A 26,317-nucleotide genomic window follows, 5' to 3' on the forward strand; every position below is an offset into this window, starting at 1 on the left:
TTCTTTCTCAGATGCCTTGTTTGAGGCTGGCCTCGATGAACGCGTCCAGGTCGCCATCGAGCACCTTCTGGGTGTTGGAGATCTCGACGTTGGTGCGCAGATCCTTGATGCGACTTTGGTCGAGCACATAGGAGCGGATCTGGTGGCCCCAGCCCACGTCGGTCTTGCTGTCCTCGAGCTTTTGCTGCTCGGCCAAGCGCTTGCGCATCTCGTGTTCGTACAGGCGCGAGCGCAGCACACGCCATGCTTCGTCGCGGTTGCTGTGCTGGCTGCGGCTGCTTTGGCACTGCACGACGATGCCGGTGGGAATGTGCGTGAGGCGCACCGCGGAGTCGGTCTTGTTGATGTGCTGACCGCCCGCGCCGCTGGCGCGGAAGGTGTCGGTGCGCACGTCCGCCGGGTTGATCTCGATCTCGATGGAGTCATCCACCTCGGGGTAGACGAACACGCTGGCGAACGAGGTGTGGCGGCCGCCGGACGAGTCGAAGGGGCTCTTGCGCACCAAGCGGTGCACCCCAGTCTCCGTGCGCAGGTAGCCGAAGGCATAGTCGCCCTCGACCTTGATCGTGGCGCTCTTGATGCCGGCCACGTCGCCCGGGGATTCCTCCAGCACCTCGGCCTTGAAGCCCTTGCGCTCGCAGTAGCGCAGGTACTGTCGCAGCAGCATGCCAGCCCAGTCGCAGGCCTCGGTGCCGCCGGCGCCGGCCTGGATGTCGATGAAGCAGTTGTTGGGGTCCGCCGGATTGCTGAACATGCGCCGGAACTCGAGCTGCTCGACCTCCTGAGCGAGCTGGGCGGTTTCGGCCTCGATGGCCTGTAGACCCTCGTGGTCGTCCTCGGCGCGACTCATTTCGTAGAGCTCGAGGTTGTCGGCCAGCTCCCGCTCCAGCCGGGCGATGGTGTCGACCACGGCTTCGAGGGACTTCTTCTCGCGGCCCAGCTCCTGGGCGCGCTTGGGGTCGTTCCAGACGGCCGGATCCTCTAGCGCGGCGTTGACCTCGCTCAGGCGGATGGACTTCTGATCCCAGTCAAAGATACCTCCGTAGCTCGGCGGTGCGCTGGCGCAGGTCTTCCAGGGTGGAGCCGATGAGGTTGATGCGTTCTGCTTCCATGGTGCTGTCCTTGTTCGTGTGCAGCGGCAATGGCCGTGCTGCGCAGCGCGTGCTGCGAAAACAGGCATTTTCGCATGGGCTCAGCGCAGGAAGGTGTCGAGGTGGGCGGCCAGAGCCTCGGGCTGGTCATGGTGCAGCATGTGGCCGGCCGGCGAGAGCACGCGGCGTTCGAGCTGCCTCACCACCTGCAGCCGCTCCTCGAACTCGGCGCGCGGATAGCGCTCGCCCCACCACTTGGCCACGTCGGTGCGGTCCCCCTCCACCCACAGCACCGGGGCCGTGATGGCGGCCCAGCAGGCCAGCGCTTCCTCAGGCCGGTAGAGCACCGGGTTGCGCCGCTTGTGGGCTGGATCCCCGAGGATCTCCCACAGTCCGTCGTCGCGCCGGCGCGACCAGTGCGGGGCCAGCCAGGCCGCGAACTCAGGGCGCAGCAAGGGGTTGTTCTTGCGCAGACGCTGCACCACGCCCTCGAGGCTGGGGTAGGGGCGCAAGGCCTGCGGTGTCTTCAGCTCGTCCAGCCAGGCGGCATAGTGCTTCGGCGCTCTGGTGGGCCGGCTGGCGGGCAAGCCGAAGCCTTCGAGGTTGACGAGCCGGCGGATGCGCTGGGGCCGGATGCCGGCATAGAGCATGGCCACGTTGCCGCCCATGCTGTGGCCCAGCAGGTCCACGGCTTGATCGGGCAGCAGCTGGTCGAGCAGGCTGTCGAGGTCGCCCAGGTAGTCGGGAAACCAGTAGCTGTCGGCCTGGGGGGCCTGGCTGTGCCCGAAGCCGCGCCAGTCGGGGGCGATCACGTAGCGCTGCGAGGTCATGGCATCGACCACGAACTGGAACGAGGCTCCCACGTCCATCCAGCCGTGCAGCATCACCAGGGCCGGCGTGTCCGGCGTGACCCATTCGGGCGAGCCCCAAAAATGCACGTGATAGCGCAAGCCGCGGATCTGAAGGAAGGCCGGTCGCGACGGTCGACGGGGAACGTAAGGAGAGGGGGAGTCGTCCGTGCCCAAGGGTTCACTCCATGGCTTGTGCACGCACCATGCCGGCATACAGCCCGCCGCGGGCCATCAGATCCTCGTGTCGGCCGGACTCGACCACGCGGCCTTCCGACAGCACGTAGATGCAGTCGGCGTTGCGCACCGTGCTGAGGCGGTGGGCAATCAGCACCAGCGTCTTCTCGCCGTGCCACTGCTCGATGGATTGCTGGACGATGCGTTCGGATTCGCTGTCGAGTGCCGAGGTGGCCTCGTCGAAGACCCAGATGCGTGCATCCTTGTACAGAGCGCGGGCGATCGCCAGGCGTTGGCGCTGGCCGCCCGAAAGCCGGCTGCCGTTGGCACCGATGTTGGCGTCCAAGCCCTCGGGCTGGCTGAGCACGAAGTCCCACAGGTTGGCCGCACGCAGCGCCGCTTCGATGCGTGAGCGGTCTGGGGCCTGCGCGTACGCTACGTTCTCGGCGATCGAGCCGTCAAAGAGCACGATGTCCTGGGAGACCACCGCAAACTGGCGGCGTAGCGAGGCCTTGCGAATGTCCTGGATGTCGATGCCGTCGAGTTCGATGCGGCCGGCCGTTGGGGCGACGAAGCCGAGCATGGCGTTGATGGCGGTCGTCTTGCCCGACCCCGACGGACCGACCAGAGCCACCGTGCGCCCAGCAGGAATGTCCAGAGTGAGTTCTCGCAGGGCGGGAGTTTCGCTGCCAGGGTAGGTGATCCGAACCCGGTCGAAACGGAGGTGTCCCCGGCATCGGTCGGGATCGATCTCCAGCGTCCCCGGATCGGGCTCGGCCGGCGTGTCCATGAGCTCGAAGCAGGCACGCGCACCGATGAGCCCGCCGAGGATCGGTTGCATCACGTCGGTGAGGTGGCGCATCGGAGAGATCGTCATCAGCAAAGCGGCGATGAAGGCCACGAACTCGCCGACGGTGGCTGCTCCGCGGTGGGCTTCCAACAGGGCCAGGGTGAGGATGACGGCCACCCCCAGGCTGGCCACCACCTGAGTCAGCGGCGTCATCGTGGCGGCAGCCGCGACGTTTTTCAGCGTCACGTGGCGCAGCCGCCGCGCCTCGGCCTCGAAGCGACGGCGTTCGAAATCGCCCGCGTCGAAGGTGCGCACGACACGCCAGGCTCGCGCGATGTCGTCGACGATGCGCACCAGGCGGATCTGCGACTCGTAGGCCTGGGTGCCGACCGAGAGCACGCGCCTTTGCACCTTGCGCACCACGAAGGCCAGCAGCGGCATGATCACCAGCGACAGCAGGGTGAGCTTCCAGTTGAGGTAGATCAGGTAGCCCAGCAGCGCGAAGAAGGTGGTGCCGTCGCGCAAGGCCGTCGTCAGGGCGCGTGACAACGAGGCGGTGGCCGCCTGCGGGTCGTTGATGACCTTGGCGGCGGCCACACCGGAGCTCATCCGGTTGTACAGACTGGCGTCGGCGCGCATCAGGGCGCCCATCAGGTCGGAGCGCAAAGCCAGCACGGCGTGCGAGACCGACCAGTTGAACAGGTAGGTGCCGCAGAAGGCCAGCAGTCCGCGCACCGCGAACAGACCGACCACTGCCACGGGAACCAGCCACAGCGGGAACCCCAGCTCGGCCTTGAAGCCGCTGTCGAGCAACAGCTTGAGCAGGGCCGGCACCAGAGGCTCGACGGCAGCCGAGAGGAAAAAGCACACCACGCCCAGGCTCACGCCCGCCTTATGGGGACGTACATAGGACAGCAGGCGCAGGGCAACGGTCTTCAGACTCATGCAGGGGCACTTGTTCTCGTTCTCCGGGGACGCCGGACCGAGCCCCGGATTGTGCCTTGCCGGGGCCACCGGCTGGGACAACCCCGGGGTGCGGGCCGGGGCCGGGCCTGGCACCATCCGCCGGATCGACCCACACACCGAGGAGGGCTCCGTGACCGCCCACCGGCTCTTGCACACCCGACGACCAGACCCCCACGAGCACCTGCATGGCCGATTCCGCTGGGCGGTGCCGCCGCTGTTCAACATCGCCCAGGCCTGCTGTCACCGCTGGGCTCACGAGTCGGGCGGGCGCATCGCCATCGTCTACGAGCACGAATCCGGCCGGCACAGCACGCTGAGCTTCGCCGATTTGCAGGCGCAGGCCAACCGACTGTCGCATGCGCTGGAGCGGCTGGGCGTGCAGCCGGGCGACCGTGTGGCCCTGGTGATGCCGCAGCGCCTGGAGACGGCGATCGCGCACATGGCCGTCTACCAGATGGGGGCGGTGGCGATGCCGCTGTCCATGCTCTTCGGGCCCGAGGCCCTGGCCTATCGGCTCGCGCATAGCGAGGCCGTGGTGGCCATCGTCGATGAGACCTCGATCGCCAACCTGCGCCAGGCGCGCGCGCAGTGCCCGACGCTGCGCCAGGTGGTGGCCGTGGGCGAGGCCAGCGGCCAGGGTGACATCGACTGGGAGGCTGCGCTTGCGCGCGAGTCGGCCCTCTATGTGGCCCGGGCCACCCGCGCTGACGACCCGGCCGTGCTGATCTACACCAGCGGCACCACCGGCCCGCCCAAGGGCGCGCTGATCCCCCACCGGGCGCTGATCGGCAACCTGCCGGGCTTCGTGGCGAGCCAGAACTGGTTCCCCCGCAGCGGTGACGTGTTCTGGTCACCGGCCGACTGGGCCTGGACCGGCGGGCTGATGGATGCGCTGCTGCCCACGCTCTACTTCGGCCGGCCCATCGTGGCCTACCAGGGCCGCTTCAGCCCGGAGAAGGCCTTCGAGCTGATGGAGCGCCACGGCGTGACCAACACCTTCCTGTTCCCCACCGCCCTGAAAGCGATGATGAAGGCCGTGCCCTCGCCGCGCGAGCGCTACCGGCTGAAACTGCGCGCCATCATGAGCGCAGGCGAGGCGGTGGGCGATGCGGTATTCGCCTACGGCCGCGAGCAGCTGGGCGTGACGATCAACGAAATGTTCGGCCAGACCGAGATCAACTATGTCGTGGGCAATTGCGGCGAGTTCGTGGATGCGGCCGGGCGGGTCCACCCCGGCTGGCCGGCCAAGCCGGGCAGCATGGGCCGGCCCTACCCGGGCCACCGCGTGGCGGTGATCGACGACGAAGGCCGGGTGTGCCCGCCGGGCGTGCCGGGCGACGTGGCGGTGCACCGCCGCGACATCCATGGCGACCCCGACCCCATCTTTTTCCTGGGCTACTGGAAGAACGAGGAGGCCACGCGCGCCAAGTTCACCGGCAACCCCGACGATGCCTGGTGCCGCACCGGCGACACCGCGGTGATGGACGAGGACGGCTACCTCTGGTACCAGGGGCGCAGCGACGACGTCTTCAAGGCGGCGGGCTACCGCATCGGGCCCAGTGAGATCGAGAACTGCCTGGTCAAGCACCCGGCGGTGGCCAATGCCGCGGTGGTGCCCAAGCCCGACCCCGAACGCGGTGCTGTGGTCAAAGCCTATGTCGTGCTCGCGCCGGGGCACGTGGGCGATGCCGCTCTGGTCGAGTCGTTGCAGCAGCACGTGCGCGCCCGGCTGGCCCCCTATGAATACCCCAAGGAGATCGAGTTCATCGATGCGCTGCCGATGACCACCACCGGCAAGGTGCAGCGACGGGTGCTGCGCCTGCAGGAGGAGGAGCGCTGGCGCGCCGCGCGACGCTGAGGCTTGGCGTGCGTGCGGGGCCGGGTCAATGCGACATCAGCACTGGCACCGTCATCTGGCCCAGCAGCGATCGCGTGACGCCGCCCAGCACCCATTCGCGCAGGCGGGAATGGCCGTAGCCGCCCATCACGATCAGATCGCTGCCGTGGTCGGCCGCATACGACAGCAGGGCGTTGCCCACGTCGATCACCTGGGGCTGGCGTGCCGCCGTGTGCCGCACGCCGTGGCGCGACAGCCATGCGCCCAGCGCGTCCAGCTGGGCCGCTCGGACGGGGGCGTCCGTTTCTTCAAAGACGACCACGTCCACCTGGGCGGCAGCCTGCAGCAAGGGCATTGCATCGGCCACGGCCCGGGCCGATTCGCGCGTGGGCTTCCAGGCCAACAGGATGCGCTGGCCGCAGGTGGCCGAGGCGCCGATGTAGGGCACCACCAGCACCGGCCGCCCAGACCGCATCAGCGCCTGTTCGGCCAGTGTGTCGCCGCCGGTGGTCAGCAGATCGTCCGGATGGTGCTGCCCCACCACGATGAGATCATGGCATCGGCCGTGCGTCACCACCGCCGATGCGGACTCCTGTTCCTCGATCACGGCTTCGATGCTGCGCAGACCCTGGGCCCGCAGGCGAAAGTGCTCGGCCGCCTCTTCCGCCCGGCGGCGCAGATGTTCCATCGACAACTGTATGTAGTTGGGCGAACCCAGGGCCATGCCCACGTTCACCGGCATCTGGACCCAACCCGTCGGCGCCAGGCCGGTGAGATGGGCGTCGAAGCGTCGGGCCAGCTCGCAGGCCAGGCCCAGCCGGGCCTCGCAGGCCGGGCTGGTGTCCAGATGGACCAGCAGTTGACGGATGCTCATGGGCGGACCCTCCTGACGTGGTGCGATACCCTCCCGAAGCCGGTGCCGCGAACCCATCGGGCGGCCGTACCGGCGGGCACCTCAGCCTTGGGGGCCCGGGTGGGCGATGCGTCCATTGTGCGACGCCCGCGTGGGGCGTCGGCTTGACCCAGCTCAAGCCAAAAAGGGGGGTCAGCCGAAGATGGCCACCACCTGGTAGCCCAGCGCCGCCAGCCGCCCCTGCGGCGACCACAGGCGGGTGCTTTCGCTCACATAGCCGCCGGCGCCGGCGTGCGTGTCCTTGTCCACGCGCCACCAGCCGGTCGCGGCTGAGGCCTCATCGGGCAGGGCATGCGGCTGCAACTCCAGCGACCACGACACCGAGCTGGCCGGGACGGGCGCATCGAAGCGGCTGATGGCCGGTGTGGGCGGCGCATCGGCCAGGAGGACGCAAAGCAGCTCGGGATCCACGCCCCGGGCGTCGTGCAGCCTGAGATGGATGCGCGACAACCAGGTGTCGGTGCCCGACGACGGCCAGCCTCCCTCGGCCCACCGGAAGTCCAGGTGCTGTGTGAAGGCGGGGGCCAGCCCGGGCTCGTAGGGACGTGCCGGCACCTCGTCCGGCCCCCGCGCCACGTCGGGGCGGCGCGGATCCAGCACCGGCAGGCGGGTCTCCCGGCTGGCGCCGAACACGCCCACCAGCACGGCGGCCACCTGGTCGCCCTGAGACACCCGCGCCTGCACCTGGCGCACATGCCGCCCCGACCGCAGCAGCTCCACGGCTACCCGGACCTCGCCGGCGCTCACCGGGGCGACGAAGTTGGTCTGCAGCGCCCGAAGGGGCCAGTGGCTGCCGGCCACGTCGCGCATCGCGACCACACCATACACGGCGATGAGACCGCCGAAGGCGGTGCGGCCCTGCAGCCAGTCCGGCGCGACGGGCAGGACGACGGCATCGCCGTCGCGCCGGCGCCGGTCCAAGAGGTGGGACAGGGGGGCGGGAGCGTCCATGAGAAGCCTTCGGATCGTTGACGGACACCCATTATCGAACGATCGTTCGATTTTGTTCTGCCCGATGTCCCGGCGGAGTTTCTCAGGCGATGTCGTCGGCCACCTGCAAGACGAGCTTGCCGAAGTTCTCGCCGTTGAACAGCTTGAGCAGTGCGCTCGGGAAGTTCTCCAGACCGCGCACCACGTCTTCGCGGGAATGCATGCGCCCCTCACGCAGGTAGCCCGCCATCTCGGCGATGGCTTGCGGGTAGCGGTCGGCATAGTCGAACACGACCATGCCTTCCATGCGGGCGCGGTTCACGAGCAGGGACAGGTAGTTCTTCGGGCCGGCCACTGGCGTGGTGTTGTTGTACTGGCTGATGGCCCCGCAGATGATGATGCGGGCCTTGCGGTTGATGCGGGTGAGCACGGTGTCGAGAATCTCGCCACCCACGTTGTCGAAGTAGATGTCTACGCCCTGGGGGCAGTGCGCTTTCAGACCGGCGCGCACGTCGCTGTTTTTGTAGTCGATGCAGGCGTCGAAGCCCAGTTCGCGCACCACCCATTCGCACTTGGCCGGTCCGCCAGCGATGCCCACCACGCGGCAGCCCTTGATCTTGGCGAGCTGTCCCACCGTCTGGCCCACGGCACCGGCCGCACCCGACACCACCACGGTTTCGCCCGCCTTGGGCTGGCCGATGTCCATCAGTCCGAAGTAGCCCGTCATGCCCGGCATGCCCAGCACGTTGAGCCACTGCGTCCAGCTGCCGGCGCGCAGGTCGATGCGGGCCAGGCCACTGCGGCGGATCTCGTGCTCCGGGATCAGGCAGTACTCTTGCACGCCCAGGCTGCCGGTCACGGGGTCGCCCACGGCGAAGCCCGGGTGGTTGGAGGCCACCACTCGGCCCACGCCGCCGGCACGCATGACCTCCCCGATTTCCACCGGGGGGATATAGGACTTGCCCTCGTTCATCCAGCCGCGCATGGCGGGGTCGAGGGAGAGGTACAAGGTTTTGACCAGCACGCCACCGGGCCCGGGCTGGACGACGGGTTCGCTCGTGAACTGCCAATTGGCGTCGGTGGGCAGCCCCACCGGGCGGGAGGCCAGGCGGACTTGGTGGTTGACAGAGTCAGTCATGGTCAGAGGGTCTCCAATTGGGGGCGAAGCGGCCGGATCAACGGCCACGTCGGAATGACATCACGCTTAGGCGCCTCGCGCCGTCACTTTGGCGACGCCGCCGGCGCCGGTGTCGCGGCCTCGCGGTCGGCGCGCAGCCGCAGCGGCGCGCGCGGCGGCCGGCGGTCGGGGCAGGCCGGATCGTCGAGCTTGCGCATGGCCGTCTGTGCCGCCACCTGCAGGAAGTCCAGCATGATGGGCGCGCTGTCGATCAGGTTGCCCCGGCCGTGATGGAACTCGGGGTGCCATTGCAAGCCGCGCGCATAGCCCTCGCCGGTCCAGCGGATGGCCTCGACCACGCCGTCCAGCGAGGACACGGCTTCCACCACCACCTGCTTGCCCAACTGCGCCACGGCCTGGTGATGGATGCTGGTCACGCGCAGCTGCGTGGCATTCGGGTAGAGCTGAGCAAGTTGCGAGCCCTGCAAGAAGGTGATGTCATGCTCGAACTGGTCGTACAGCTCGGCGTCCACGTGGCGGTGGGTGTTGGGGCACTGCGTTTGCAGATCCTGGTAGAGCGTGCCGCCGAAGGCTACGTTCAGGAGCTGGCAGCCGCGGCACACACCGATGACCGGCTTGCCCTGGTCGAGAAAGGAGCGCAGCAGGGCGAGTTCGTAGCGGTCGCGCACCGGATCGCCGCTCCAGCGCGGGTCGATGGGCTCCTGGCCGTAGGTCTGTGGGGCCACGTCGGCGCCGCCTTGCAGCACCAGGCCGTCGAGTTCGGCCACGTATTCGTCCACCGACAAGTGGCGCGCGGCGCGGCGGCTGTCCTCGGCCACCGCCGGCACCATGAAGGCCATGGCTCCGTGTTCCATGATCCAGTGGGCCAGCGATTGTTCGAGGTACTGCAGGGTCTTGTTGCGAAACCCCAACTCGGGCGGAACTTGGTAGAGCAAACGCGCCGAGATGCCGATGCGCAGGGGCCGCGTCGGGAGAGGCGTGTAGCGAGTCATGCGCGATTGTGATGTCAGCCTTGGAGCTGCGGTCAAGCCGGGGAATTGCAGGAGAAAAAAAACCGCAGCGGCTGCTGCGGTTTCGGTGTCGGGCGCAAACCCGGGGGGGGGGGATTACAGCGGGCGGATGTTGGCCGCCTGCAGGCCCTTCTGACCTTGCTTGACCTCGAACTCGACGCGCTGGTTTTCCTGCAGCGTCTTGAAGCCCGAGCCCTGGATGTCGCGGAAATGGGCGAACAGGTCGGCGCCGCCGCTGTCCTGGGCGATGAAGCCATAGCCCTTGCTTTCGTTGAACCACTTGACGGTGCCGGTTTGGGTGCTCATGGAGCGTTCCTTAAAAAAAGATGGATGGAGAAGGCAGGCGCGCACAGCGTGCACATTGCACCTGCAGGAAACACTCTAGAGACGGAACCCGGGGGATTCGAACGAGGCTTGCGAGGGCGGGCCCTGGCAAGACGGAGAAGACCTCAAAGACCGACGGTCTGGCGTGTACCTAGGGACGTACTGTACACCATTCGCTGCGGTCGTGCAGGTTGCGGCATCATCCCGATCCATGAAACTGTCGCGGCTGTGTCAACCTCGTCAACCGATGTTCTGGCTGATGCTGGCTTTCAGCCTGCTGTCCTCACTGTGTGCCTGGGCTGTGCGGGCCCTGCCACTCACTCCCCTGGGCATGGTACTCGTCGGGACCGTGGGGCTGATCAATGCAGGCTTGAGCCTGTGGTTGACATGGCAGCTCTTGCGCGAGTGAGTCCGGTCTTGTCATGCGCCGGCCTTGTGACCGTCCGATCATCGGTGGCGTGCCAACGAGGAGCCTGCGCATGAGCCAGATCGACCGTCGCGGTTGTTTGAGATTCCTGGGGCTGCTCGGCGCTGCGGCCTGGCTGCCGGCTGGGCCGGTCCAGGGGAACGGGCACGCGCGCCGTCCTGCGTCGGCCGCACCCCTGGTGATCGCCCATCGCGGGGCCAGCGGCGAGCGGCCCGAGCACACGCTTGCGGCCTATGCGCTGGCCATCGAGCAAGGGGCCGATCATGTCGAGCCCGATCTGGTGATCACCAAGGACGGGGTGCTCGTGGCGCGCCACGAGAACGCTCTGGCCATCCTTCACCCCGACGGTTCGGTGCGCGAAGCCACTACTGACGTGGCCGAGCGTCCGGAGTTCGCCGAGCGCCGCACCACCAAGACCATCGACGGACAGCGCATCACCGGCTGGTTCACCGAGGACTTCACGCTGGCCGAGCTCAAGACCTTGCGCGCCCGCGAGCGCATTCCCCAACTGCGTCCGGCCAATACGCGCTTCGATGGCCTGTTCGAGATCCCTACGTTCGAGGAGGTGCTGCAGCTCGTCGACGAGGCCAACGCGCGGCGCCGGCAGCTGGCCCATGACGACGCCCGCGGCCAGGGCCGCCCTGCGCCCTTCAAGCCCGTGGGCGTCTACCCCGAGACCAAGCATCCGAGCTACTTCCGCGGCATCGGCTTGCCGCTGGAGGAACCCTTGGTCACGCTGCTGGACCGCCACGGCTACCGCGACCCCGATTCGCCGGTCTTCATCCAGTCGTTCGAGGTGGGCAACCTGCGCCGCCTGCGCCAGATGACGCGTGTACCGCTGGTGCAACTGCTGGGAGCCACCGGACGGCCCCACGACTTCGTCGCTGCCGGTGATGTCCGCGGCTATCGCGACCTCGCCCAGCCCGCCGGCCTGGCCGAGATCGCCGCCTATGCGCAGGGCATCGGCGTGCACACCAACCTGATCATCCCGCTGGCCGGCGGCCGTCTGGGCACGCCCACCACGCTGGTGCGCGACGCCCATCAGGCCGGCCTGGTGGTGCATGGCTGGACCGTCCGGGCCGAGAACCATTTCCTGCCCCATGACTTTGACGTCGGTGACGACCCGCGTGGCCTGGGCGACATGGCCGGATGGGTCCGCGCCCTGCTGGCCCAGGGCCTGGATGGGTTCTTCACCGACCACCCTGGGGAGGGCCGGCACGCGCGCGATGCCTTCATCGCCGGGCGCTGAACACCTTGTCAGCCTGCACGGTGGCCGGCGCGGCGCTACAGTGAGGGGCCTGTCAGCCTGCCTGCGAACGCTCATGCTCTTGCCCCCGCCCCTGACCCCGCCCACCCTGGTGGGTGATGCCCTGCGTGAGCGGGGCTTTGCCGTGCTCGATGCCGCCGGCCTGGCCGCTTTCAGCGGCGTGGGCGAGGGCGGCTTCGCCGACTTGTCGCCTTTGTGGGACGACCTGCCTGCCGACACCTATCTGCGCGATGGGGGCCGCTACCGCCGGCGCCGGCACGCCTGCCTGGTGGTCGAGGGCGGCCACCACCGCATGGTGCCTCATCGTGCCCACTGGCAACCGGTGGAGTACAACGCCCTGCATGGGGGCCTGGAGCGCTGGTTCGAACCGGTTTCCCAGCAGATGCTGGAGGCGCCGGCCTTCCTTCACCTGGTCTACGCGCTGGCGCGCTGCGCCAGCCGGCTCAAGGGGGAGCAGCCCTGGTACGTGGAGGTGCATCAGTTCCGCATCGACACGACCGACGGCATCGGCCGCCCCACGCCCGAGGGGGCGCACCGCGATGGCGTCGACCTCGTCGCCGTGGTGCTGGTGGCGCGCTCGGGGATCAAGGGCGGCGAGACCCGCGTGTTCGAGGCGCATGGCAGCCACGGCATTCGCTTCACGCTTTCCGAACCCTGGTCGGCCCTGCTGCTCGACGACGAACGCGTGATCCACGAAAGCACACCCATCCAGCCACTGGACGGTCCCGGTCATCGCGACACGCTGGTCGTGACCCTGCGCGCCCGCGGCTTCCAGGGGCCTTGAAAGCTCAGCGCTGCCGTGCAAGCCGTTGCTCGCGGACCCAGGCCTCGAAGGCCGGCTGGGGCAGCGGCAGGGTGATGGCTTCGCCCTGAAGGGCATCGCAGCCCTGTGCCACGAGGAAGCTGCGCTGGACCGCGGTCTCCACTCCCTCGGCGACCACCCCATGGCCCAGGTGGCGGGCCATCTGGATGATCGTGCAGGCGATGGCGGCCGAGTCGGCGGCCTGCGGGAGTTCGCGCACGAAGGAGCGATCGATTTTGACCTTGTCCACCGGCAACTCGCGCAGGTAGCGCAACGAGAAGTAGCCGGTGCCGAAGTCGTCGACCGCGATACTCGCCCCCAGCGCCTTCAGGCGTGACAGCCGCTGTTTGACTTGCGGCACATCGTGCATCAGCAGCCGCTCGCTCAGCTCGAATTCCAGCCAGTGCCCGCTGGCGCCTTCCTCGGCGAGCAGCCGCTCGATCCCTTCGACGAAGCCCGCGGCCTGGAACTGCACCGCCGAAAGATTGAGGGCGATGCGGGCGTCGGTCAGCCCCTGCTCGCGCCAGTGCCGTGCGGTGCGCAGAGCCTGGCGCGCGACCCACTGGCCCATCGGCAGCATCAGTCGCTGCTGCTCGGCCACCGCAAGGAAGTCGCCCGGCATCAGCAGCCGGCCGTCGGGGTGCTGCCACCGCAGCAGGGCCTCCACGCACACCAGCGTACCGTCGAGGGCCTGCACCTGGGGCTGGAAATGCAGGCAGAACTGGTCGTCGGCCAGGGCGCGGGACAACTGGCTCTCCAGCTCGAGCGCCTCGAAGGCGGCGCTGGCCAGCGAAGGGTCGAAGAAGCGGTAAGTGGCCCGCCCGTGGGCCTTGGCCTGGTACATCGCGCTGTCGGCGTTCATGATCAGCTCGCCGGGCGACTGGGCATGCGCGGGAAAGAGCGCGATGCCCACCGACGGAGTGATGCTGAGCCAGCGAGCGTTGACATCGATCGGTCGCTCAATGGCGTCGAGCAGCTTGCGGGCCACGTCTTCCACGTCGGCGCGGGTATGCACGCCGCCCAGCAACACCATGAACTCGTCGCCACCGAAACGGGCCACGCGGTCGCTGCCACGCAGGGTGTCGGTGATGCGCTGGGCGACGGTTTGCAGCAGCCTGTCGCCGACGAGGTGGCCCAGCGAGTCGTTCACCCGTTTGAAGTCGTCCAGGTCGATGAAGAGCAGGGCCAGCGATTCGTCGGCCCGGCGCGCTTGGGCCATGCGATGGTCCAAGTGCTCCATGAAGGACATGCGGTTGAGCAAGCCGGTGAGCGCGTCATGGTGGGCCAGATGGTGGATGCGCGCCTGCGCCGCCTGGCGGTCGCGGATGTCCCGCACGATGGACATGCGCAGCCGCTGGCCATTGCGCACCATGGTGCGACCGATGAACTCCACCGGAATGCGGTGGCCATCGCGGTGAACGATTTCGCTCTCGTAGGTTGCATCCTGAGCCGCAGCCAGCAAAGCGAGCACCTTCGGGTGGTACTCGGGTGGGACGAAGTCCAGCGCATAGCGGCCGATCAGCTCTTCGCGACTCAGGCCGATCAGGTCGCACACGGGCTGGTTGACGTCCTCGATGATGCCGTTGCTATGGAACACCACCCCCTCGGCGCTGGCGTGCATGAAGCGCGCCATGCGCTCCTCGGATTCGCGCAGATCCTGCTCGGCCTGACGCTGCTGCGTCACGTCGGTGATCAGCACCAAAGCCGCCTGCGCCGTGCCCGAGGCGTCCAGATGGGGCATCAGATTCACCTTGATCCACTGCGCCGATCCGTCGGGGCGTACGGCACGGCGCTCGTAGCTGATCGATCGGCGCTCGCTCAACATGGCTTGCACATAAGGCTCGATCTCTCGTGCGGCCGCCTGCCCGATCACTTCGGCGAAGGTGCGTCCAACGATGGAGTGCTCGTCCCAGCCGAAGCCCTGGGCGTAAGTACGGTTGGCGAAGATGCAGCGGAAGTCGTGGGCATCGTAGTACGCCAGTGCCGAGGGCACGTTATCGGCAAGCAGCCGCAACTGCTCGGCCTGTGCGCGCGCCGAGTGCATCAGCGCCGTCACGTCGTGCAGCAGGCACAGGCAGTGCTGATCCTCCGGCTGCCAATGCGCGGCCCATTCGATCCAGTGGTCGCCGCCGTCGCGATCGCGCAGCACGAGCCGCGTGGTGAAGCTGCTGCGCCGATGCAGCAGGTCCAGCAGGGTTGCGCGGGAAGTCGGCTCCAAAGTGGCATCCCAGCCCATCCCACTGGCCGGATCGAGAGCGGTGCCGGTGAGCCCGGCGTAGGCTTCGCTGATGAAAAGCCCCTGCCCTTCGGGCGTGAGCACCACCACCATGCCGGGAATGCGCCGCCACAGTGCCGTGGCATCGACCAGGGCAGTGGCCAGGGAGTGGGGGGCGGGCTGCATCGGAGGCCTGCGTTGCTTTGGGCCGATGATAGGCTGCCCGGGCGGGCGATCCCAGCACCCTGGCCTCCCCCATGGGGGGGACTTTGCGCCCCCCGTGAGGAGGATCAGACCTCGCGCACGTCGGCCACCGGCTGGATGCCGAAGTCTGGGCGGCCCAAATAGTCGAGCAGACGACGTGCGGCGTCCTCGGGCGAGCTGAGCAGCCCTTGGGCCTGCAACTGCACGAAGCGCTCGCGGTCGGGGAAACCGGCCGGGTCGCCCTGGCGAAGCTGTGCCTGCATGTCCGTGTCGATGACCCCGGGGGCGAGCGAAACGATGCGCGCCCCGTGGGGAAGATGGGCCTGCTCCAGCGCGACGCAGCGACTGAAGTGGTCCATCCCGGCCTTGGCCGCGCAGTAGGCGGCGCTCCCGGCCATGGCGCGCCGGCCCAGGCCCGAGGAGACGTTGAGTACCTTGCGGGGAGCCGTCCAGTCCCTCGTGGCTTGCAGAAAGGCGCCGGTCAGCAGCAGTGGCGCCTCCAGGCCCACGCGCAAGGCATGGGCCAGGTCGGCCGGTTGGCTGTCTTCCAGTGGGCCCACGCGTGAGATCACGCCGGCGTTGTTGATGAGCGTCGCACTGGCCACGGCCCGCGGGTCGTGGCCCCTCAACCAGGCGGCCAGGCGCTGGGCTGCAGCGGGGGCCTCGGCCAGATCCTGACACCATTGCTCGCAGGAGGCTCCGGCCGCTCGGGCCTGTTCGGCCAGGGTGTCGTTGACGTGGCGCGACAGGCACAACAGGCGATGCGCGGGGGAGAGCAGTTGACGCGCCAGGGCCAGGCCCATGCCACGCGAGGCGCCGGTGACGATGTACAGGTGGTGCATGGTCGTTTCGGGAAGAGCAGTCAGAACCGGTGAATCAGCCCCGTTTGCTCAGCATTCTGGGGATTCGATCCGGCGGCGATCACGGCTTGCAGGGCCTGATGCACCGGCCAGCCGAGCTGCTTGAGCACGCAGGCGGCCACTGTGCCGGTGCGTCCGATGCCGGCAGCGCAATGCATCAGCACCGATTCACCGCCGGCCAGGGCGGCTGTCACTGCCTGCACCCGCTCGCGCAACCCGATTTCATCCAGGGGCGGGCCGAAGTTGCGCATCACCAGTTGCTCCCAACGGCACGGCAGGGTGCCTTGTCCGATGGCTTGGGCGTAAGACGGGGACAGCGCGGCCACCTCGTCGAGGCTGGTCAGGCACAGCATGCGGTCCAGGCGTCGGCGCGCGGCTTCGGCCAGGAAGTCGTTCCAGGGCTCGAAGCGGCCGGGCATGGCGTGCAGCCATAGCGCGCCGGCCACATCTGTGGGCAGGGCCAAGGGACGGAACATGATGATTCGCAAGGCCTGGTTCGGGACGGGGAGGGCGGCCCCTGGTCCATTGTGCCTGGCCGTTCAGGTCGGCGGGGAGCAAAAAGGCGGCCCGCAAGGGGCCGCCCGGGGCAGGTTCGTCGCCGCTCAGTGCAGGACCGACGGGGCTGTGTTTTGCGTGATTCCCGCAATCGCCCACTCGCGACTGCCGTCCAGCGGCCTGACGAAATGCCACAGCTCGTCGAAGGGTTCGGCCGCCGCATCGGCGGCTTCCCGGATCAGGCCGTGGAAGCGCACGCTCACGACCTGCTGTCCGTCCTCGCGGGCCACGTCGACCACCTGGGCGTCGAGTTGCAACACGTCGGTCTGCTGGGCTGCGCCCTGACGGTCGTGCAGGTCCAGGCGCACCGCGGCGAACAGCTCGGGTGTCGTGAACTTGCGCAGGTCCTCGAGTTCGCCGGCATCATGGGCCGCCTGCATGCGGATGAAAAGCATCTTGGCGATGCGCTCGAATCCCGCGGCGTCGAAGTCCGCCGGCAGCGCTGCGGCGGTGGCCGGCTGGGCATTCTGGGTAGCTCCCGATGAGCCGTGAGCGGTCGCAGGTGTGGCCGGGCTGGCCCAGGAGGAGGTCGAGCCCCCCGAGGCCGAGGCGCCCGCATAATGCAGCCCCCCCTGGGGAGACTGAGGCGCCATGCGGCTCAGGATCCAGCGGATGGCGACGAACGCCACCAGGGCCAGCAGCAGCAGGGTCATGAAGTTGGCCAGGCCCTCGCCGAAGCCGAGGTGGCTGGCCAGGGCCGCCAGGCCCAGGCCAGCCGCCAGACCGGCGATCGGCCCCATCCATGATCGCTGCCCCGCAGCGGCACCGCCGGAGCTTTGGGCGGGGGCGGCCGCGGTGTTGCCGGGTTGTTGCGCCGGACGCGCCGGGGTGGCGTCGGCCGGGCGCGGAGGCGGCGCCTGACGCTGCATGCCCACCGACCCACCGCCACCGAGACGACGCGCTTCGGCATCGATCGGGGCCACGCCCAGGCTCACACCCGCCAAGGCCATCGAAATGGCAACCAGCACTGCTTTCAATCCGCGCTCCTTCCGTGTCGTGATGGGGGGCGGGGTTTGGCTGTTCGCCCCCGCGCCAATGAAATTCGACCAAAAGCCGCGCAGAAGGTTCACGAAATCCCCCGAAATCCCCAGGAAATTCCCGACAGCCTTGACAGGGCTGGCCCCGGGGCGATGAGCGCGGTGCTTCTACCCAAGCCGGCAGGGCCGGAACCCAACAGGCCAAGCGATCGCCGTGTAACCGATGGTGGCGGAGGTGGCATCGTCGCATCCAGCCGGTAAACTCGTCGCCCTTTGCACCGTCCTTTGCATGACCGTCCGCACGACCGACTCGATGGCCGAGACAGCCGGAGCCCTTGCGTCCGCCCCGTTTGAACTGCGCAGCGCGTCGTTGACGCTGGAGGCTGTGTCCTTGCGCACCCGTGACCTGGGTGTCCTGAAGCGGGCGCTGCAGGCGCAGCTCGGCGCCGCCCCCGGCGCCTTCGACGGCGAGCCGGTGCTGGTCGACCTCGGTGTGGCCGCAGAGGATGCTCCTGCACTGGACATCGCCGCACTGGTGGCGCTGCTGCGGGCCCATCGGATGCAGCCGGTGGCCGTGCGCGGCGGCACACCGGCCGACCGCGCAGCGGCCCGCGCGCTGGGGCTCGTCGAGGCGCCGGAATCCTCAGGCGTGCGCGAGCCGCGCACGGTGGTCCAGGAGGTCTTGCGCGAGGTGCGCGTGGAGGTGCCCGTCGAAGTGCCGGTGGAGGTGCCCACGATGGTGATCGACAGGCCGCTGCGCTCGGGCCAGCAGGTCTATGCCAAGGGCGGGGACCTCATCGTGCTGGCGGCGGTGAACTTCGGCGCCGAGGTGATCGCCGACGGTCACGTGCATGTCTACGCCCCGCTGCGCGGCAAGGCCATTGCCGGAGCGCGCGGCAACACCCAGGCCCGCATCTTCAGCACCTGCCTCGAGCCCGAGCTGGTGGCGATCGCCGGCACCTACCGAACCACCGAGACGCCCCTGCCCGCCGAGGTGCTGGGCAGGCCGGCCCAGATCCGGCTGGAAGGCGACCGTCTCGTCTTCCAGCCTGTGTGAACCCCCGTTCAACGACGACCCGTTCTCAGAGACAAGGACTGCCTTCCATGGCCAAAATCATCGTGGTGACCTCCGGCAAGGGTGGCGTGGGCAAGACCACCACCAGCGCCAGCTTCGCCTCGGGCCTCGCGCTGCGGGGCCACAAGACCGCCGTCATCGACTTCGACGTGGGGCTGCGCAACCTCGACCTCATCATGGGTTGCGAGCGCCGCGTGGTCTATGACCTCATCAACGTCATCCACCAGGAAGCCAACCTCCACCAGGCGCTCATCAAGGACAAGCACTGCGAGAACCTCTTCGTGCTGGCGGCCTCGCAGACGCGCGACAAGGAAGCGCTGACGAAGGAGGGCGTCCAGCGCGTGCTGGCCGAGCTGGAGGAGATGGGCTTCGAGTACATCGTCTGCGACTCGCCCGCAGGCATCGAGACCGGTGCGCTGATGGCCATGCATTTCGCCGACGAGGCCCTGGTGGTCACCAATCCCGAGGTGTCCTCGGTGCGTGACTCCGACCGCATCCTGGGCATGCTCAACTCCAAGACCCAGAGGGCGATCGACAAGCGCGAGCCGGTGAAGGAGCACCTGCTCATCACCCGCTACAACCCGCATCGTGTCGAGGGGGGGCAGATGCTCTCTCTGGAGGACATTCACGACATTTTGCGCATCCCGCTGATCGGCGTGATTCCCGAGTCCGAGACCGTGCTCAATGCTTCCAATCAGGGGGTGCCGGCCATCCACATGCAAGGCAGCGACGTGTCCGAGGCCTACAAGGACGTGGTGGCCCGCTTCCTGGGCGAGGACAGGCCCATGCGCTTCGTCGAGGCAGCCAAGCCGGGCTTCTTCAAGCGCCTGTTCGGAGGGAAATGAACCATGGGTTTCCTCTCCTTTTTCCTCGACAAGAAACCCAGTTCGGCCAGCACCGCCAAGGAACGGCTGCAACTCATCCTGGCTCACGAGCGCGGCGGCCGCAGCCGCAGCCCGGACTACCTGCCCGAGCTGCAGCGCGAGTTGATGGCCGTCATCTCGAAGTACGTGGCCGTCAACCCCGAAGACATCAAAGTGCATCTGGAGCGGCAGGACAACCTCGAGGTGCTCGAAGTCAAGATCGAGCTGCCCGAAGCCGCCCGCTGAATCGCCGGTACAGAGGAGGTCTCTGGTCAAGCACGCGCTGGCGCGTGCGCTGCACCGTCGTCGCGCCAGACCTCTTCCAGGGGTGGTCTGGTCATGGCGGCCTCAAGGTTCCGGGCGGCCTGGCTTCGCCGTGAGGACCGCTCAAAAGGCGCGCCCCACCAGGGCGATGAAATAGACGCCGACACCCAGCGTCATGTTGAAGGCCACCAGCCGGCGGATTCCATCGAGCACCGGTGCAGCGGATGTCCAGTCGCTTTGGGCCACCGTGCGCTGCAGGCGAGGATAGGCGGCCCAGCGGATGTATCCGAACACCGCCATCATCACCAGGCCCAGGCCGAACATCGCGTGAACGCTCCAATGGGCTGCGGTGAAGCCTCCGCGCCCAAGGATCAGGGCCAGGCCGGTGAACAGCACCACGATGACGGCCCACAGCACTCCGGCGAAGAAGCGGCCGAGCGCCGCCGTCATGAAGGGCAGGCGCTGCCCAGGTGGCAGCGTCGTCACCGCCGAGGGACGCACCGCGAAATGCATGCAGGCCATGCCCCCCACCCAGAAGGCGGCGGCCAGCAGGTGCAGGGTCAACACAAGTGCATGCAGGATCATGGGCAGGGACGTGAACCGTGTCACAGACATTGTCGTTACGTGTCGGCAATTTTCCGACACCCCGCATGGAGGGACGCTGACCCCGTGCATGGGGGTACAGGCAGTGAAGTCCTCTGCGGCGGCGACTAGATTGATCTTGTCGAACCGATCGCATCGGGGGGTTCATCATGGATGCCGTGCTAGACCGTCAGGCCCCGGTGGCCTGCTTTGAGCTGCGATTCCAGTCGCTCTTCCAGCCCGGACGGGGGCTGTGCTTTCCCTGCGATGCCCAGGGTCGAGTGGACCTCGATGCCCTGAGCGAGCGCGCTCGCGAGAACTACCTGTATGCCCGCGCTGTTGTGGGCCGGGAGTACGCCGTGCCGATGGTGGTGTGCCGCGCAGCATGACGTGAACCCGTCGGGACGCCACCGTTCGTTCGTGATCGAGGGGGCGGTTCCGCCCAGGCGGGGTCTTGAAACGGTCATGCCGGCCCCCAATTCATGCACGGGACAGCGTTTGCCACTCAGCCATGAACGACACGACCATCCAGGTGCCGGCCCGCCTGCTGGGCCTCGTGATGATGGCGCGACTGCTGCAGCGGCTGGACACGAGCCGTGAGCCCGTGGACGCCCACCAATACCGTGACGTGGTGCGGCGGCTGCAGGATCTACTGCGCACGACGCCGGTCGACGACGCCCTGAAGGCCGTGCTGATCGCCTACCCGGCCGCGGCCGAGGTCTACGAGAACCTGCGCTACGAACACGCCGGCCTGTGCCTGCAGCCGCTGGAGCGCTCCCTTGGCACCGAACTGCAGGCCCGGGAGGCGCTGCGCCGGGCGGCCCGGGCGTGAAGGGCCTCACTTCCCCCAGCCGTCCTTCAGCCCGGCGATCCGGTTGAACACCGGCCGACCGGCCGCGTGATCCTTGCGGTCCGTGCCGAAGTAGCCGTGCCGCTCGAACTGGAAGCGCTCCTCGGCCTGGACCTCGGCCAGGGATGGTTCGACGTAGGCCGTCACGACACTCAGGCTTGCGGGATTCAGTGCGGCCTTGAAGTCCTTGCCGCCGGCATCGGGCTGAGGGTCGGTGAAGAGGCGGTCGTACAGGCGCACCTCGGCCGGCACGGCGTCGTGCACGCCCACCCAGGTGATCGTGCCCTTGACCTTGACCGCATCGGCTCCTGGCGTGCCGCTCTTGGTGTCGGGCACCACCGTCGCGAGCACGGCGGTCACGTGGCCCGCATCGTCTTTTTCGCAGCCTGTGCACTCGATCACATAGCCGTACTTGAGCCGCACCTTGTTGCCGGGGAAGAGACGGAAGAAGCCCTTGGGCGGGATGTCTGTGAAGTCCTCGCGCTCGATCCAGAGTTCGGGGCCGAGGCTGAAGCGGCGCTGACCCAGCTCGGGGCGCTGCGGGTGAGCGGGGGCGCTGCAGGGTTCGCGGTGGCTGTCGCTGCCGAACACCTCGGCCCAATTGGTGAGCTTGAGCCGCACCGGGTTCAGCACGGCCATGGCCCGGGGCGCCTTGCCTTCCAGGTCGTCGCGCAGGGCGATCTCGAGGTTGCCGTAGTCGATCCAACCGCCGGCCTTGCTGACGCCGGTGCGCTCGCAGAACAAGCGGATGGCCTCGGGCGTGTAGCCACGCCGGCGCAGGCCCGCGAGGGTGGGCATGCGCGGGTCGTCCCAGCCGCTGACGATGCCTTCGTCCACCAAGGCCTTCAGCTTGCGCTTGCTGGTGACCACGTAGGTGAGGTTCAGCCGCGCGAACTCGTACTGATGAGGCAGGTTGAAGGGCTCGATCTGATGCGCTTCCAGGGCCGAGGCCAGCAGCGGGGTGAACTGGTGTGCCTGGGTCTTCAGCAGCGCGAAGAACTCGGGCAGGTCGCGCAGCACGGCCTCGCGGTCATGCTCCCAGCGGGTGAACAGCTCGCGCATGTGCCGCTCCGGCCCGGTGTTCAGTCCGAGCTTGTGCGCGTGGTTGTGGCAGTGCAGTGCGAATTCCTTGCCCGCCTCCAGCCCCTGCTGCTCGATGCGCTCGATCAGTTGCTTGGCACGCTCGAACTGCGGGGCGCGCAGCACCGGCACGATGCGTTCGAGCAGCCAGTCGTAGAAGGGGCGCTGGTCCTCGAATTCGAGCGTGCAGATGCTGTGGGTGATGTTCTCCAGCGCGTCCTCGATGGGGTGCGCGAAGGTGTACATGGGATAGATGCACCAGGCGTCGCCGGTGTTGTGGTGCGTGGCGTGCTTGATACGGTAGATGGCCGGGTCGCGCAGGTTGATGTTGGGCGAGGCCATGTCGATCTTGGCCCGCAGCACCATGGCCCCGTCGGGAAACCGGCCGGCGCGCATCTCGCGGAAGCGCTCGAGGCTTTCCTGGGCGGGGCGGTCGCGGAAGGGGCTGTCGATGCCGGGCTCGGTGAGCGTGCCGCGGTTGGCACGCATCTGCTCGGGCGTTTGTTCGTCCACGTAGGCGTGGCCGGTCTCGATCAGGTACTCGGCCGCGCGGTACATGAAGTCGAAGTAGTTGCTGGCGTAGTAAAGGTGGCTGGTGCCGTGGGCCTCCCAGCTCCAGCCGAGCCAACGCACCGCATCGACGATGGCATCGACGTACTCCTGTTCCTCCTTCTCGGGGTTGGTGTCGTCGAAGCGCATATGGCACACGCCGCCGTACTCCTGCGCCAGGCTGAAGTTCAGCCAGATGCTCTTGGCATGGCCCACGTGCAGGTAGCCGTTGGGCTCGGGCGGGAAGCGCATGCGCACCCGCGCCGGATCGACCCCGCCGCGCTCCTGGTGGGTGCCGTCGCCAGGGCCGCCGGCCCAGCGGCGGCCGTGGTAGCGGCCCTGGAGCAGGTCGCGCTCGATCACCTGGCGCAGGAAGTTGCTGACTTTGGCTTCGTCTTTCGGGGCAGGGGCCGACATGGGGCTGGGGTGTGACTCGGTGTGACTGAACGGTCATTCTATCGAGCGGCTTCCCCCTTCAGAGGGAGGCCGTTTCCCCCTTTGGGCCGAGGCGCAGCCGTCGGCGGCGGCCTAGAGTTCCCGTGTGGACACACGACAGGGGTGCGCCATGGATGAGCAGGACTTCGACGAGCAGCTCGCGGACACCCGCGGCGAGGTGTTTGCCCTGTGGGCCGGGGCGGTGGGCCTGGTGCTGGTGGCCGTCCTGGGGCTGGTGCTGATCGGCCTTCAGACCTTAGGGTGAGTGTGCACTCGCGCTCCCAGCGTGCGTCTGGGCCGCCGCCAGGAGTCCGTTGCTTGCGCTTGCAATTGCTTGCAAGGTAAAGAAAAGCGAATTCGGCCCACCAAAACGCGGGATGGTGCGTTAATCCGACCAAGGCCCACCCGGAAGAAGGGCCGAAGGAGAAACGCTATGAACCGACGCACCGTCTTTGCCAGCCTGGCCCTTGTGGCGACCGCCCTAGGCGCCGCCGCTCCGGCCCATGCCGACAAGGTCTACTGGTCCATCGGCATCAGCTCCCCCGGCGTGACGACCACCGTGTCCAACGCCCGCCCGATCTACCATGTCCCGCCGCCGGCCGTGGTCTATCCGCCGGTGGTCTACCAGGCCCCCACCGTGGTCTATCCGGCACCCGCGGTGGTCTACCGCCCGGCTCCGTTGGTCGTGCACCCTGCCCCGGTGGTGGTCTATCCCCATCCGCACGCCCATTGGAAGGAACACAAGCACTGGCGCCGCCACCATCGCGAATGGGGTTGGGCATCACGCTGAAGTGGCGCTTGGTCCGGCACGAGCGCCGCCGGCTGTGCTAGCGCTCGCGCAGGGCCGCGATGTGGGCCCAGTGAACCCCGAGGTCGCGCCGGCCCTGAAGCGAGGCCGAGGACGCGGCGCAGCCAGCGTATCGGCTCAACGACGGCGACCCCCCAGCAGCCCGCCCAGCACGCCGCGGATGATCTCGCGGCCCACGCTGCTACCGATGGAGCGGGCGGCCGACTTGGCCAAGGCATCCACGACGCCCTCGCGCCGGCCGCCGCGCGGGCCTGTGGAGCCGAACAGCACGTCACCCAGGCTGCCGAGCACGCCACCGCCGGCGCCCTGCGGCGACTGGGCCGCATCGGACCGGGCACGCTCGGCCCCGGCCTGGGCGCGGGCTTTGAGGTGCTCGTAGGCCGACACGCGGTCTTCGACCTTCTCGTACACACCGGCCACCAGCGAACGCTGGATGAGGGTGCGCCGCTGCTCGGGGCTGATGGGCCCGATCTGGCTGCCTGGCGGCAGCACGAAGACGCGCTCGGTCATGCTCGGGCGTCCCTTCTCGTCGAGGAAGCTGACCAGGGCCTCGCCCACGGCCAGTTCGGTGATCGCGGTCTCGAGGTCGAGCGCGGGGTTGGCGCGCATCGTGCTGGCAGCGGCCTTCACGGCTTTTTGGTCGCGAGGGGTGAAGGCGCGCAGCGCATGCTGCACCCGGTTGCCGAGCTGGGCCAGCACGGTGTCGGGCACGTCCAGCGGGTTCTGAGTGACGAAATACACCCCCACCCCCTTGGATCGCACCAGGCGTACCACCAGCTCGATGCGCTCGATCAGGGCCTTGGGCGCATCCTTGAAGAGCAGGTGGGCCTCGTCGAAGAAGAACACCAGTTTGGGCTTGTCCAGGTCGCCCACCTCGGGCAGCGTGTCGAAGAGTTCCGACAGCATCCACAGCAGGAAGGTGGCGTACAGCCGCGGCGCATTCATCAGCCGGTCGGCGGCCAGGATGTTGATGACGCCCTGGCCACCCTCGGTCTGCATGAAGTCGCCGATGTCGAGCATGGGTTCGCCGAAGAACCGGTCGCCGCCCTGTTCCTCAATGCGCAGCAGGCCGCGCTGGATCGCGCCCACACTGGCAGCGCTGATGTTGCCGTACTCGGTGGTGAACTGCTTGGCGTTGTCGCCCACGAACTGCAGCATGGACCGCAGATCCTTCAGGTCCAGCAGCAGCAGCTGGTTGTCGTCGGCGATCTTGAACACCAGCGTGAGCACGCCTTGCTGGGTTTCGTTCAGTTCCAGCATGCGGCCCAGCAGCAGCGGGCCCATGTCGCTGACGGTGGTGCGCACCGGGTGGCCCTGTTCACCGAACACGTCCCACAGCGTGGTGGGGCACATCCAGGGTTCGGGTGCGGGCAGGCCGCGCTCGGCCAGGATCTTTGCCACCTTCTCGGGCAGGCTGCCGCGCTGCGAGATGCCGGTAAGGTCGCCCTTGACATCGGCCATGAAGACCGGCACCCCGATCTTCGAGAAGTTTTCGGCCAAGGTCTGCAAGGTGATGGTCTTGCCGGTGCCGGTGGCCCCGGTGATCAGGCCATGGCGGTTGGCCAGGGCGGGCAGCAGGTGGCATCGGGTGTCGCCGCGCTGAGCGACAAGGAGGGGGTCGGCCATGGCAGCAGGGGGGGGAGGGTGGCACCAGTAAAATCGCAGTCTATCCAACAAATCGACATTCCAGGCGCTGTGCCGGCAGTCTTGCTCGCCGGTGCCGCCTTGCAGGAGCATCCCGACCATGGCCGGACATTCCAAATGGGCCAACATCCAACACCGCAAGGGCCGTCAGGACGAAAAGCGCGGCAAGATCTGGACCCGCGTCATCCGCGAAATCATGGTGGCCGCCCGTCAGGGCGGTGGTGACCTCAGCGCCAATCCTCGGCTGCGCCTGGCCGTCGAGAAGGCCAAGGCGGCAAACATGCCGGCCGACACGATCAAGCGCAACATCGACAAGGCCACCGGCAATCTCGAGGGCGTGCAATACGAGGAGGTCCGCTACGAGGGCTACGGTATCGGTGGCGCGGCGGTCATCGTCGATTGCATGACCGACAACCGCGTGCGTACGGTGGCCGAGGTGCGGCATGCCTTCAGCAAGCATGGCGGCAACCTGGGCACCGAAGGGTCGGTGGCTTTCCAGTTCAAGCATTGCGGTCAGTTCGTGTTCGCCCCCGGCACCAACGAAGACAAGGTGATGGAAGTGGCCCTGGAAGCCGGCGCCGAGGACGTTCTCACCGATGAGGACGGGAGCATCGAGGTGCTGTGCGCACCGGCCGACTTCGAGGCCGTTCAGCACGCGCTGCAGGCCGCCGGGCTCAAAGCCGAGGTCGCCGAGGTCACGATGCGGGCCGAGAACACCGTCGCTCTGGAAGGCGAAGACGCCGCGCGCATGCGCAAGCTGCTGGACGTGCTCGAGGATCTCGACGACGTCCAGGAGGTCTACCACAACGCCGAGATCAACGACTGATCCCGGCCCC

General features: G+C 68.0%; 27 protein-coding genes. 12 read left to right on the forward strand and 15 right to left on the reverse strand.

All coding sequences use genetic code 11. The annotated features are described in order from the left end of the window. Positions 1-7 precede the first annotated feature (7 nt). The 3 genes from prfB to ACK4ZD_RS02580 form a co-directional block, all read right to left on the reverse strand. Positions 8-1,112 (reverse strand): peptide chain release factor 2 gene (gene prfB, locus ACK4ZD_RS02570; protein WP_409658356.1). Its coding sequence is split into 2 segments (ribosomal slippage): positions 8-1,030 and positions 1,032-1,112, totalling 1,104 coding nucleotides; the frame shifts between segments, so codons are not numbered across the junction. An 80-nt stretch (positions 1,113-1,192) separates the two neighbouring features. Further along, positions 1,193-2,041, reverse strand: a complete 849-nt coding sequence (locus ACK4ZD_RS02575) for an alpha/beta fold hydrolase (RefSeq protein WP_409658359.1) — start codon at positions 2,039-2,041, stop codon at positions 1,193-1,195. A 79-nt stretch (positions 2,042-2,120) separates the two neighbouring features. Beyond that, a complete protein-coding gene (locus ACK4ZD_RS02580) occupies positions 2,121-3,851 on the reverse strand; it encodes an ABC transporter ATP-binding protein (protein ID WP_409658362.1) in 1,731 nt (576 codons plus the stop codon). A gap of 151 nt (positions 3,852-4,002) precedes the next feature. Between ACK4ZD_RS02580 and ACK4ZD_RS02585 the strand changes: the two genes are divergently transcribed. Then, positions 4,003-5,730 (forward strand): acyl-CoA synthetase, encoded by a 1,728-nt coding sequence (locus ACK4ZD_RS02585; protein WP_409658364.1) that lies wholly within the window; start codon positions 4,003-4,005, stop codon positions 5,728-5,730. A 25-nt stretch (positions 5,731-5,755) separates the two neighbouring features. Here the strand turns inward: ACK4ZD_RS02585 and ACK4ZD_RS02590 are convergent, their stop codons facing one another. From ACK4ZD_RS02590 to ACK4ZD_RS02610, 5 genes are all read right to left on the reverse strand, one after another. After that, the gene (locus tag ACK4ZD_RS02590) at positions 5,756-6,583 is read right to left on the reverse strand and encodes a universal stress protein (protein WP_409658366.1); all 828 of its coding nucleotides are present in this window, start codon (positions 6,581-6,583) and stop codon (positions 5,756-5,758) included. A 171-nt stretch (positions 6,584-6,754) separates the two neighbouring features. Beyond that, a complete protein-coding gene (locus tag ACK4ZD_RS02595) occupies positions 6,755-7,573 on the reverse strand; it encodes an acyl-CoA thioesterase (protein ID WP_409658369.1) in 819 nt (272 codons plus the stop codon). Positions 7,574-7,655: 82 nt separating this feature from the next. Next, positions 7,656-8,690 (reverse strand): NADP-dependent oxidoreductase, encoded by a 1,035-nt coding sequence (locus ACK4ZD_RS02600; RefSeq protein WP_409658372.1) that lies wholly within the window; start codon positions 8,688-8,690, stop codon positions 7,656-7,658. An 83-nt stretch (positions 8,691-8,773) separates the two neighbouring features. Continuing rightward, positions 8,774-9,682 (reverse strand): gamma-glutamyl-gamma-aminobutyrate hydrolase family protein, encoded by a 909-nt coding sequence (locus tag ACK4ZD_RS02605; protein WP_409658375.1) that lies wholly within the window; start codon positions 9,680-9,682, stop codon positions 8,774-8,776. A gap of 114 nt (positions 9,683-9,796) precedes the next feature. Further along, a complete protein-coding gene (locus tag ACK4ZD_RS02610) occupies positions 9,797-10,006 on the reverse strand; it encodes a cold-shock protein (RefSeq protein ID WP_409658378.1) in 210 nt (69 codons plus the stop codon). A 229-nt stretch (positions 10,007-10,235) separates the two neighbouring features. On the opposite strand from ACK4ZD_RS02610, the gene ACK4ZD_RS02615 reads away from it, so the two are divergent. From ACK4ZD_RS02615 to ACK4ZD_RS02625, 3 genes are all read left to right on the forward strand, one after another. Beyond that, positions 10,236-10,433 carry a hypothetical protein gene (locus ACK4ZD_RS02615; RefSeq protein WP_409658381.1) on the forward strand — a complete coding sequence of 66 codons (198 nt, stop codon included), beginning with the start codon at positions 10,236-10,238 and terminating at the stop codon, positions 10,431-10,433. A 70-nt stretch (positions 10,434-10,503) separates the two neighbouring features. Continuing rightward, a complete protein-coding gene (locus ACK4ZD_RS02620) occupies positions 10,504-11,700 on the forward strand; it encodes a glycerophosphodiester phosphodiesterase (RefSeq protein ID WP_409658384.1) in 1,197 nt (398 codons plus the stop codon). 73 nt (positions 11,701-11,773) lie between these two features. After that, complete coding sequence (locus tag ACK4ZD_RS02625; RefSeq protein ID WP_409658387.1) at positions 11,774-12,502, forward strand: 2OG-Fe dioxygenase family protein; 729 nt, start codon at positions 11,774-11,776, stop codon at positions 12,500-12,502. 4 nt (positions 12,503-12,506) lie between these two features. Here the strand turns inward: ACK4ZD_RS02625 and ACK4ZD_RS02630 are convergent, their stop codons facing one another. From ACK4ZD_RS02630 to ACK4ZD_RS02645, 4 genes are all read right to left on the reverse strand, one after another. Continuing rightward, a complete protein-coding gene (locus ACK4ZD_RS02630; RefSeq protein WP_409658390.1) occupies positions 12,507-14,921 on the reverse strand; it encodes an EAL domain-containing protein in 2,415 nt (804 codons plus the stop codon). Positions 14,922-15,025: 104 nt separating this feature from the next. After that, entirely contained in the window at positions 15,026-15,781 is a 756-nt protein-coding gene (locus ACK4ZD_RS02635; RefSeq protein ID WP_409658393.1) for an SDR family NAD(P)-dependent oxidoreductase, read from the reverse strand. A gap of 20 nt (positions 15,782-15,801) precedes the next feature. Further along, positions 15,802-16,275 carry a tyrosine-protein phosphatase gene (locus ACK4ZD_RS02640; protein WP_409658396.1) on the reverse strand — a complete coding sequence of 158 codons (474 nt, stop codon included), beginning with the start codon at positions 16,273-16,275 and terminating at the stop codon, positions 15,802-15,804. Between the two features lie 126 nt (positions 16,276-16,401). Further along, complete coding sequence (locus ACK4ZD_RS02645; RefSeq protein WP_409658461.1) at positions 16,402-17,322, reverse strand: Tim44 domain-containing protein; 921 nt, start codon at positions 17,320-17,322, stop codon at positions 16,402-16,404. A 322-nt stretch (positions 17,323-17,644) separates the two neighbouring features. Here ACK4ZD_RS02645 and minC point away from each other — a divergent pair, with 322 nt between their 5' ends. Genes minC through minE form a run of 3 tightly spaced genes read left to right on the forward strand, consistent with a single transcriptional unit; the run spans position 17,645 to position 19,515 of the window. Then, on the forward strand, positions 17,645-18,388 hold the full coding sequence (gene minC, locus ACK4ZD_RS02650) for a septum site-determining protein MinC (RefSeq protein WP_409658464.1): 744 nt from the start codon (positions 17,645-17,647) through the stop codon (positions 18,386-18,388). Between the two features lie 47 nt (positions 18,389-18,435). After that, positions 18,436-19,251 carry a septum site-determining protein MinD gene (gene minD, locus ACK4ZD_RS02655; protein WP_409658399.1) on the forward strand — a complete coding sequence of 272 codons (816 nt, stop codon included), beginning with the start codon at positions 18,436-18,438 and terminating at the stop codon, positions 19,249-19,251. Between the two features lie 3 nt (positions 19,252-19,254). Then, positions 19,255-19,515, forward strand: a complete 261-nt coding sequence (gene minE, locus ACK4ZD_RS02660; protein WP_409658402.1) for a cell division topological specificity factor MinE — start codon at positions 19,255-19,257, stop codon at positions 19,513-19,515. A gap of 141 nt (positions 19,516-19,656) precedes the next feature. On the opposite strand, the gene ACK4ZD_RS02665 is transcribed toward minE, so the two are convergent. Beyond that, the gene (locus tag ACK4ZD_RS02665; RefSeq protein WP_409658405.1) at positions 19,657-20,118 is read right to left on the reverse strand and encodes a CopD family protein; all 462 of its coding nucleotides are present in this window, start codon (positions 20,116-20,118) and stop codon (positions 19,657-19,659) included. Between the two features lie 167 nt (positions 20,119-20,285). Between ACK4ZD_RS02665 and ACK4ZD_RS02670 the strand changes: the two genes are divergently transcribed. Then, positions 20,286-20,504 (forward strand): hypothetical protein, encoded by a 219-nt coding sequence (locus tag ACK4ZD_RS02670; protein ID WP_409658408.1) that lies wholly within the window; start codon positions 20,286-20,288, stop codon positions 20,502-20,504. Positions 20,505-20,626: 122 nt separating this feature from the next. Beyond that, positions 20,627-20,947: a hypothetical protein gene (locus tag ACK4ZD_RS02675; RefSeq protein ID WP_409658410.1), complete on the forward strand. Its 321-nt coding sequence runs from the start codon at positions 20,627-20,629 to the stop codon at positions 20,945-20,947. Positions 20,948-20,953: 6 nt separating this feature from the next. On the opposite strand, the gene ACK4ZD_RS02680 is transcribed toward ACK4ZD_RS02675, so the two are convergent. Further along, entirely contained in the window at positions 20,954-23,011 is a 2,058-nt protein-coding gene (locus ACK4ZD_RS02680; protein WP_409658413.1) for a glutamine--tRNA ligase, read from the reverse strand. A 148-nt stretch (positions 23,012-23,159) separates the two neighbouring features. On the opposite strand from ACK4ZD_RS02680, the gene ACK4ZD_RS02685 reads away from it, so the two are divergent. Together ACK4ZD_RS02685 and ACK4ZD_RS02690 are read left to right on the forward strand one after the other, a co-directional pair. Beyond that, complete coding sequence (locus ACK4ZD_RS02685; protein ID WP_409658416.1) at positions 23,160-23,294, forward strand: hypothetical protein; 135 nt, start codon at positions 23,160-23,162, stop codon at positions 23,292-23,294. 168 nt (positions 23,295-23,462) lie between these two features. Further along, on the forward strand, positions 23,463-23,819 hold the full coding sequence (locus ACK4ZD_RS02690; RefSeq protein WP_409658419.1) for a hypothetical protein: 357 nt from the start codon (positions 23,463-23,465) through the stop codon (positions 23,817-23,819). Positions 23,820-23,954: 135 nt separating this feature from the next. Here the strand turns inward: ACK4ZD_RS02690 and ACK4ZD_RS02695 are convergent, their stop codons facing one another. Further along, a complete protein-coding gene (locus ACK4ZD_RS02695) occupies positions 23,955-25,463 on the reverse strand; it encodes a helicase HerA-like domain-containing protein (RefSeq protein ID WP_409658422.1) in 1,509 nt (502 codons plus the stop codon). A gap of 118 nt (positions 25,464-25,581) precedes the next feature. On the opposite strand from ACK4ZD_RS02695, the gene ACK4ZD_RS02700 reads away from it, so the two are divergent. Further along, the gene (locus ACK4ZD_RS02700) at positions 25,582-26,307 is read left to right on the forward strand and encodes a YebC/PmpR family DNA-binding transcriptional regulator (protein WP_409658425.1); all 726 of its coding nucleotides are present in this window, start codon (positions 25,582-25,584) and stop codon (positions 26,305-26,307) included. Positions 26,308-26,317: the final 10 nt, after the last annotated feature.

This window comes from Caldimonas sp., from assembly GCF_046291045.1.
Lineage (GTDB): Bacteria > Pseudomonadota > Gammaproteobacteria > Burkholderiales > Burkholderiaceae_C > Caldimonas.

Excerpts from the sequence above, each read along its gene's own strand:
- ACK4ZD_RS02625 (WP_409658387.1), top strand. The coding sequence starts at position 11,774 with ATGCTCTTGCCCCCGCCCCTGACCCCGCCCACCCTGGTGGGTGATGCC.
- ACK4ZD_RS02665 (WP_409658405.1), bottom strand. The coding sequence starts at position 20,118 with ATGATCCTGCATGCACTTGTGTTGACCCTGCACCTGCTGGCCGCCGCC.
- ACK4ZD_RS02615 (WP_409658381.1), top strand. The coding sequence starts at position 10,236 with ATGAAACTGTCGCGGCTGTGTCAACCTCGTCAACCGATGTTCTGGCTG.
- ACK4ZD_RS02600 (WP_409658372.1), bottom strand. The coding sequence starts at position 8,690 with ATGACTGACTCTGTCAACCACCAAGTCCGCCTGGCCTCCCGCCCGGTG.
- ACK4ZD_RS02690 (WP_409658419.1), top strand. The coding sequence starts at position 23,463 with ATGAACCGACGCACCGTCTTTGCCAGCCTGGCCCTTGTGGCGACCGCC.
- ACK4ZD_RS02640 (WP_409658396.1), bottom strand. The coding sequence starts at position 16,275 with ATGTTCCGTCCCTTGGCCCTGCCCACAGATGTGGCCGGCGCGCTATGG.
- ACK4ZD_RS02700 (WP_409658425.1), top strand. The coding sequence starts at position 25,582 with ATGGCCGGACATTCCAAATGGGCCAACATCCAACACCGCAAGGGCCGT.
- minC (WP_409658464.1), top strand. The coding sequence starts at position 17,645 with ATGGCCGAGACAGCCGGAGCCCTTGCGTCCGCCCCGTTTGAACTGCGC.
- ACK4ZD_RS02685 (WP_409658416.1), top strand. The coding sequence starts at position 23,160 with ATGGATGAGCAGGACTTCGACGAGCAGCTCGCGGACACCCGCGGCGAG.
- ACK4ZD_RS02680 (WP_409658413.1), bottom strand. The coding sequence starts at position 23,011 with ATGTCGGCCCCTGCCCCGAAAGACGAAGCCAAAGTCAGCAACTTCCTG.
- ACK4ZD_RS02595 (WP_409658369.1), bottom strand. The coding sequence starts at position 7,573 with ATGGACGCTCCCGCCCCCCTGTCCCACCTCTTGGACCGGCGCCGGCGC.
- ACK4ZD_RS02580 (WP_409658362.1), bottom strand. The coding sequence starts at position 3,851 with ATGAGTCTGAAGACCGTTGCCCTGCGCCTGCTGTCCTATGTACGTCCC.
- ACK4ZD_RS02675 (WP_409658410.1), top strand. The coding sequence starts at position 20,627 with ATGAACGACACGACCATCCAGGTGCCGGCCCGCCTGCTGGGCCTCGTG.
- ACK4ZD_RS02590 (WP_409658366.1), bottom strand. The coding sequence starts at position 6,583 with ATGAGCATCCGTCAACTGCTGGTCCATCTGGACACCAGCCCGGCCTGC.
- minD (WP_409658399.1), top strand. The coding sequence starts at position 18,436 with ATGGCCAAAATCATCGTGGTGACCTCCGGCAAGGGTGGCGTGGGCAAG.
- ACK4ZD_RS02610 (WP_409658378.1), bottom strand. The coding sequence starts at position 10,006 with ATGAGCACCCAAACCGGCACCGTCAAGTGGTTCAACGAAAGCAAGGGC.
- ACK4ZD_RS02695 (WP_409658422.1), bottom strand. The coding sequence starts at position 25,463 with ATGGCCGACCCCCTCCTTGTCGCTCAGCGCGGCGACACCCGATGCCAC.
- minE (WP_409658402.1), top strand. The coding sequence starts at position 19,255 with ATGGGTTTCCTCTCCTTTTTCCTCGACAAGAAACCCAGTTCGGCCAGC.
- ACK4ZD_RS02605 (WP_409658375.1), bottom strand. The coding sequence starts at position 9,682 with ATGACTCGCTACACGCCTCTCCCGACGCGGCCCCTGCGCATCGGCATC.
- ACK4ZD_RS02670 (WP_409658408.1), top strand. The coding sequence starts at position 20,286 with ATGGATGCCGTGCTAGACCGTCAGGCCCCGGTGGCCTGCTTTGAGCTG.
- ACK4ZD_RS02620 (WP_409658384.1), top strand. The coding sequence starts at position 10,504 with ATGAGCCAGATCGACCGTCGCGGTTGTTTGAGATTCCTGGGGCTGCTC.
- ACK4ZD_RS02630 (WP_409658390.1), bottom strand. The coding sequence starts at position 14,921 with ATGCAGCCCGCCCCCCACTCCCTGGCCACTGCCCTGGTCGATGCCACG.
- ACK4ZD_RS02635 (WP_409658393.1), bottom strand. The coding sequence starts at position 15,781 with ATGCACCACCTGTACATCGTCACCGGCGCCTCGCGTGGCATGGGCCTG.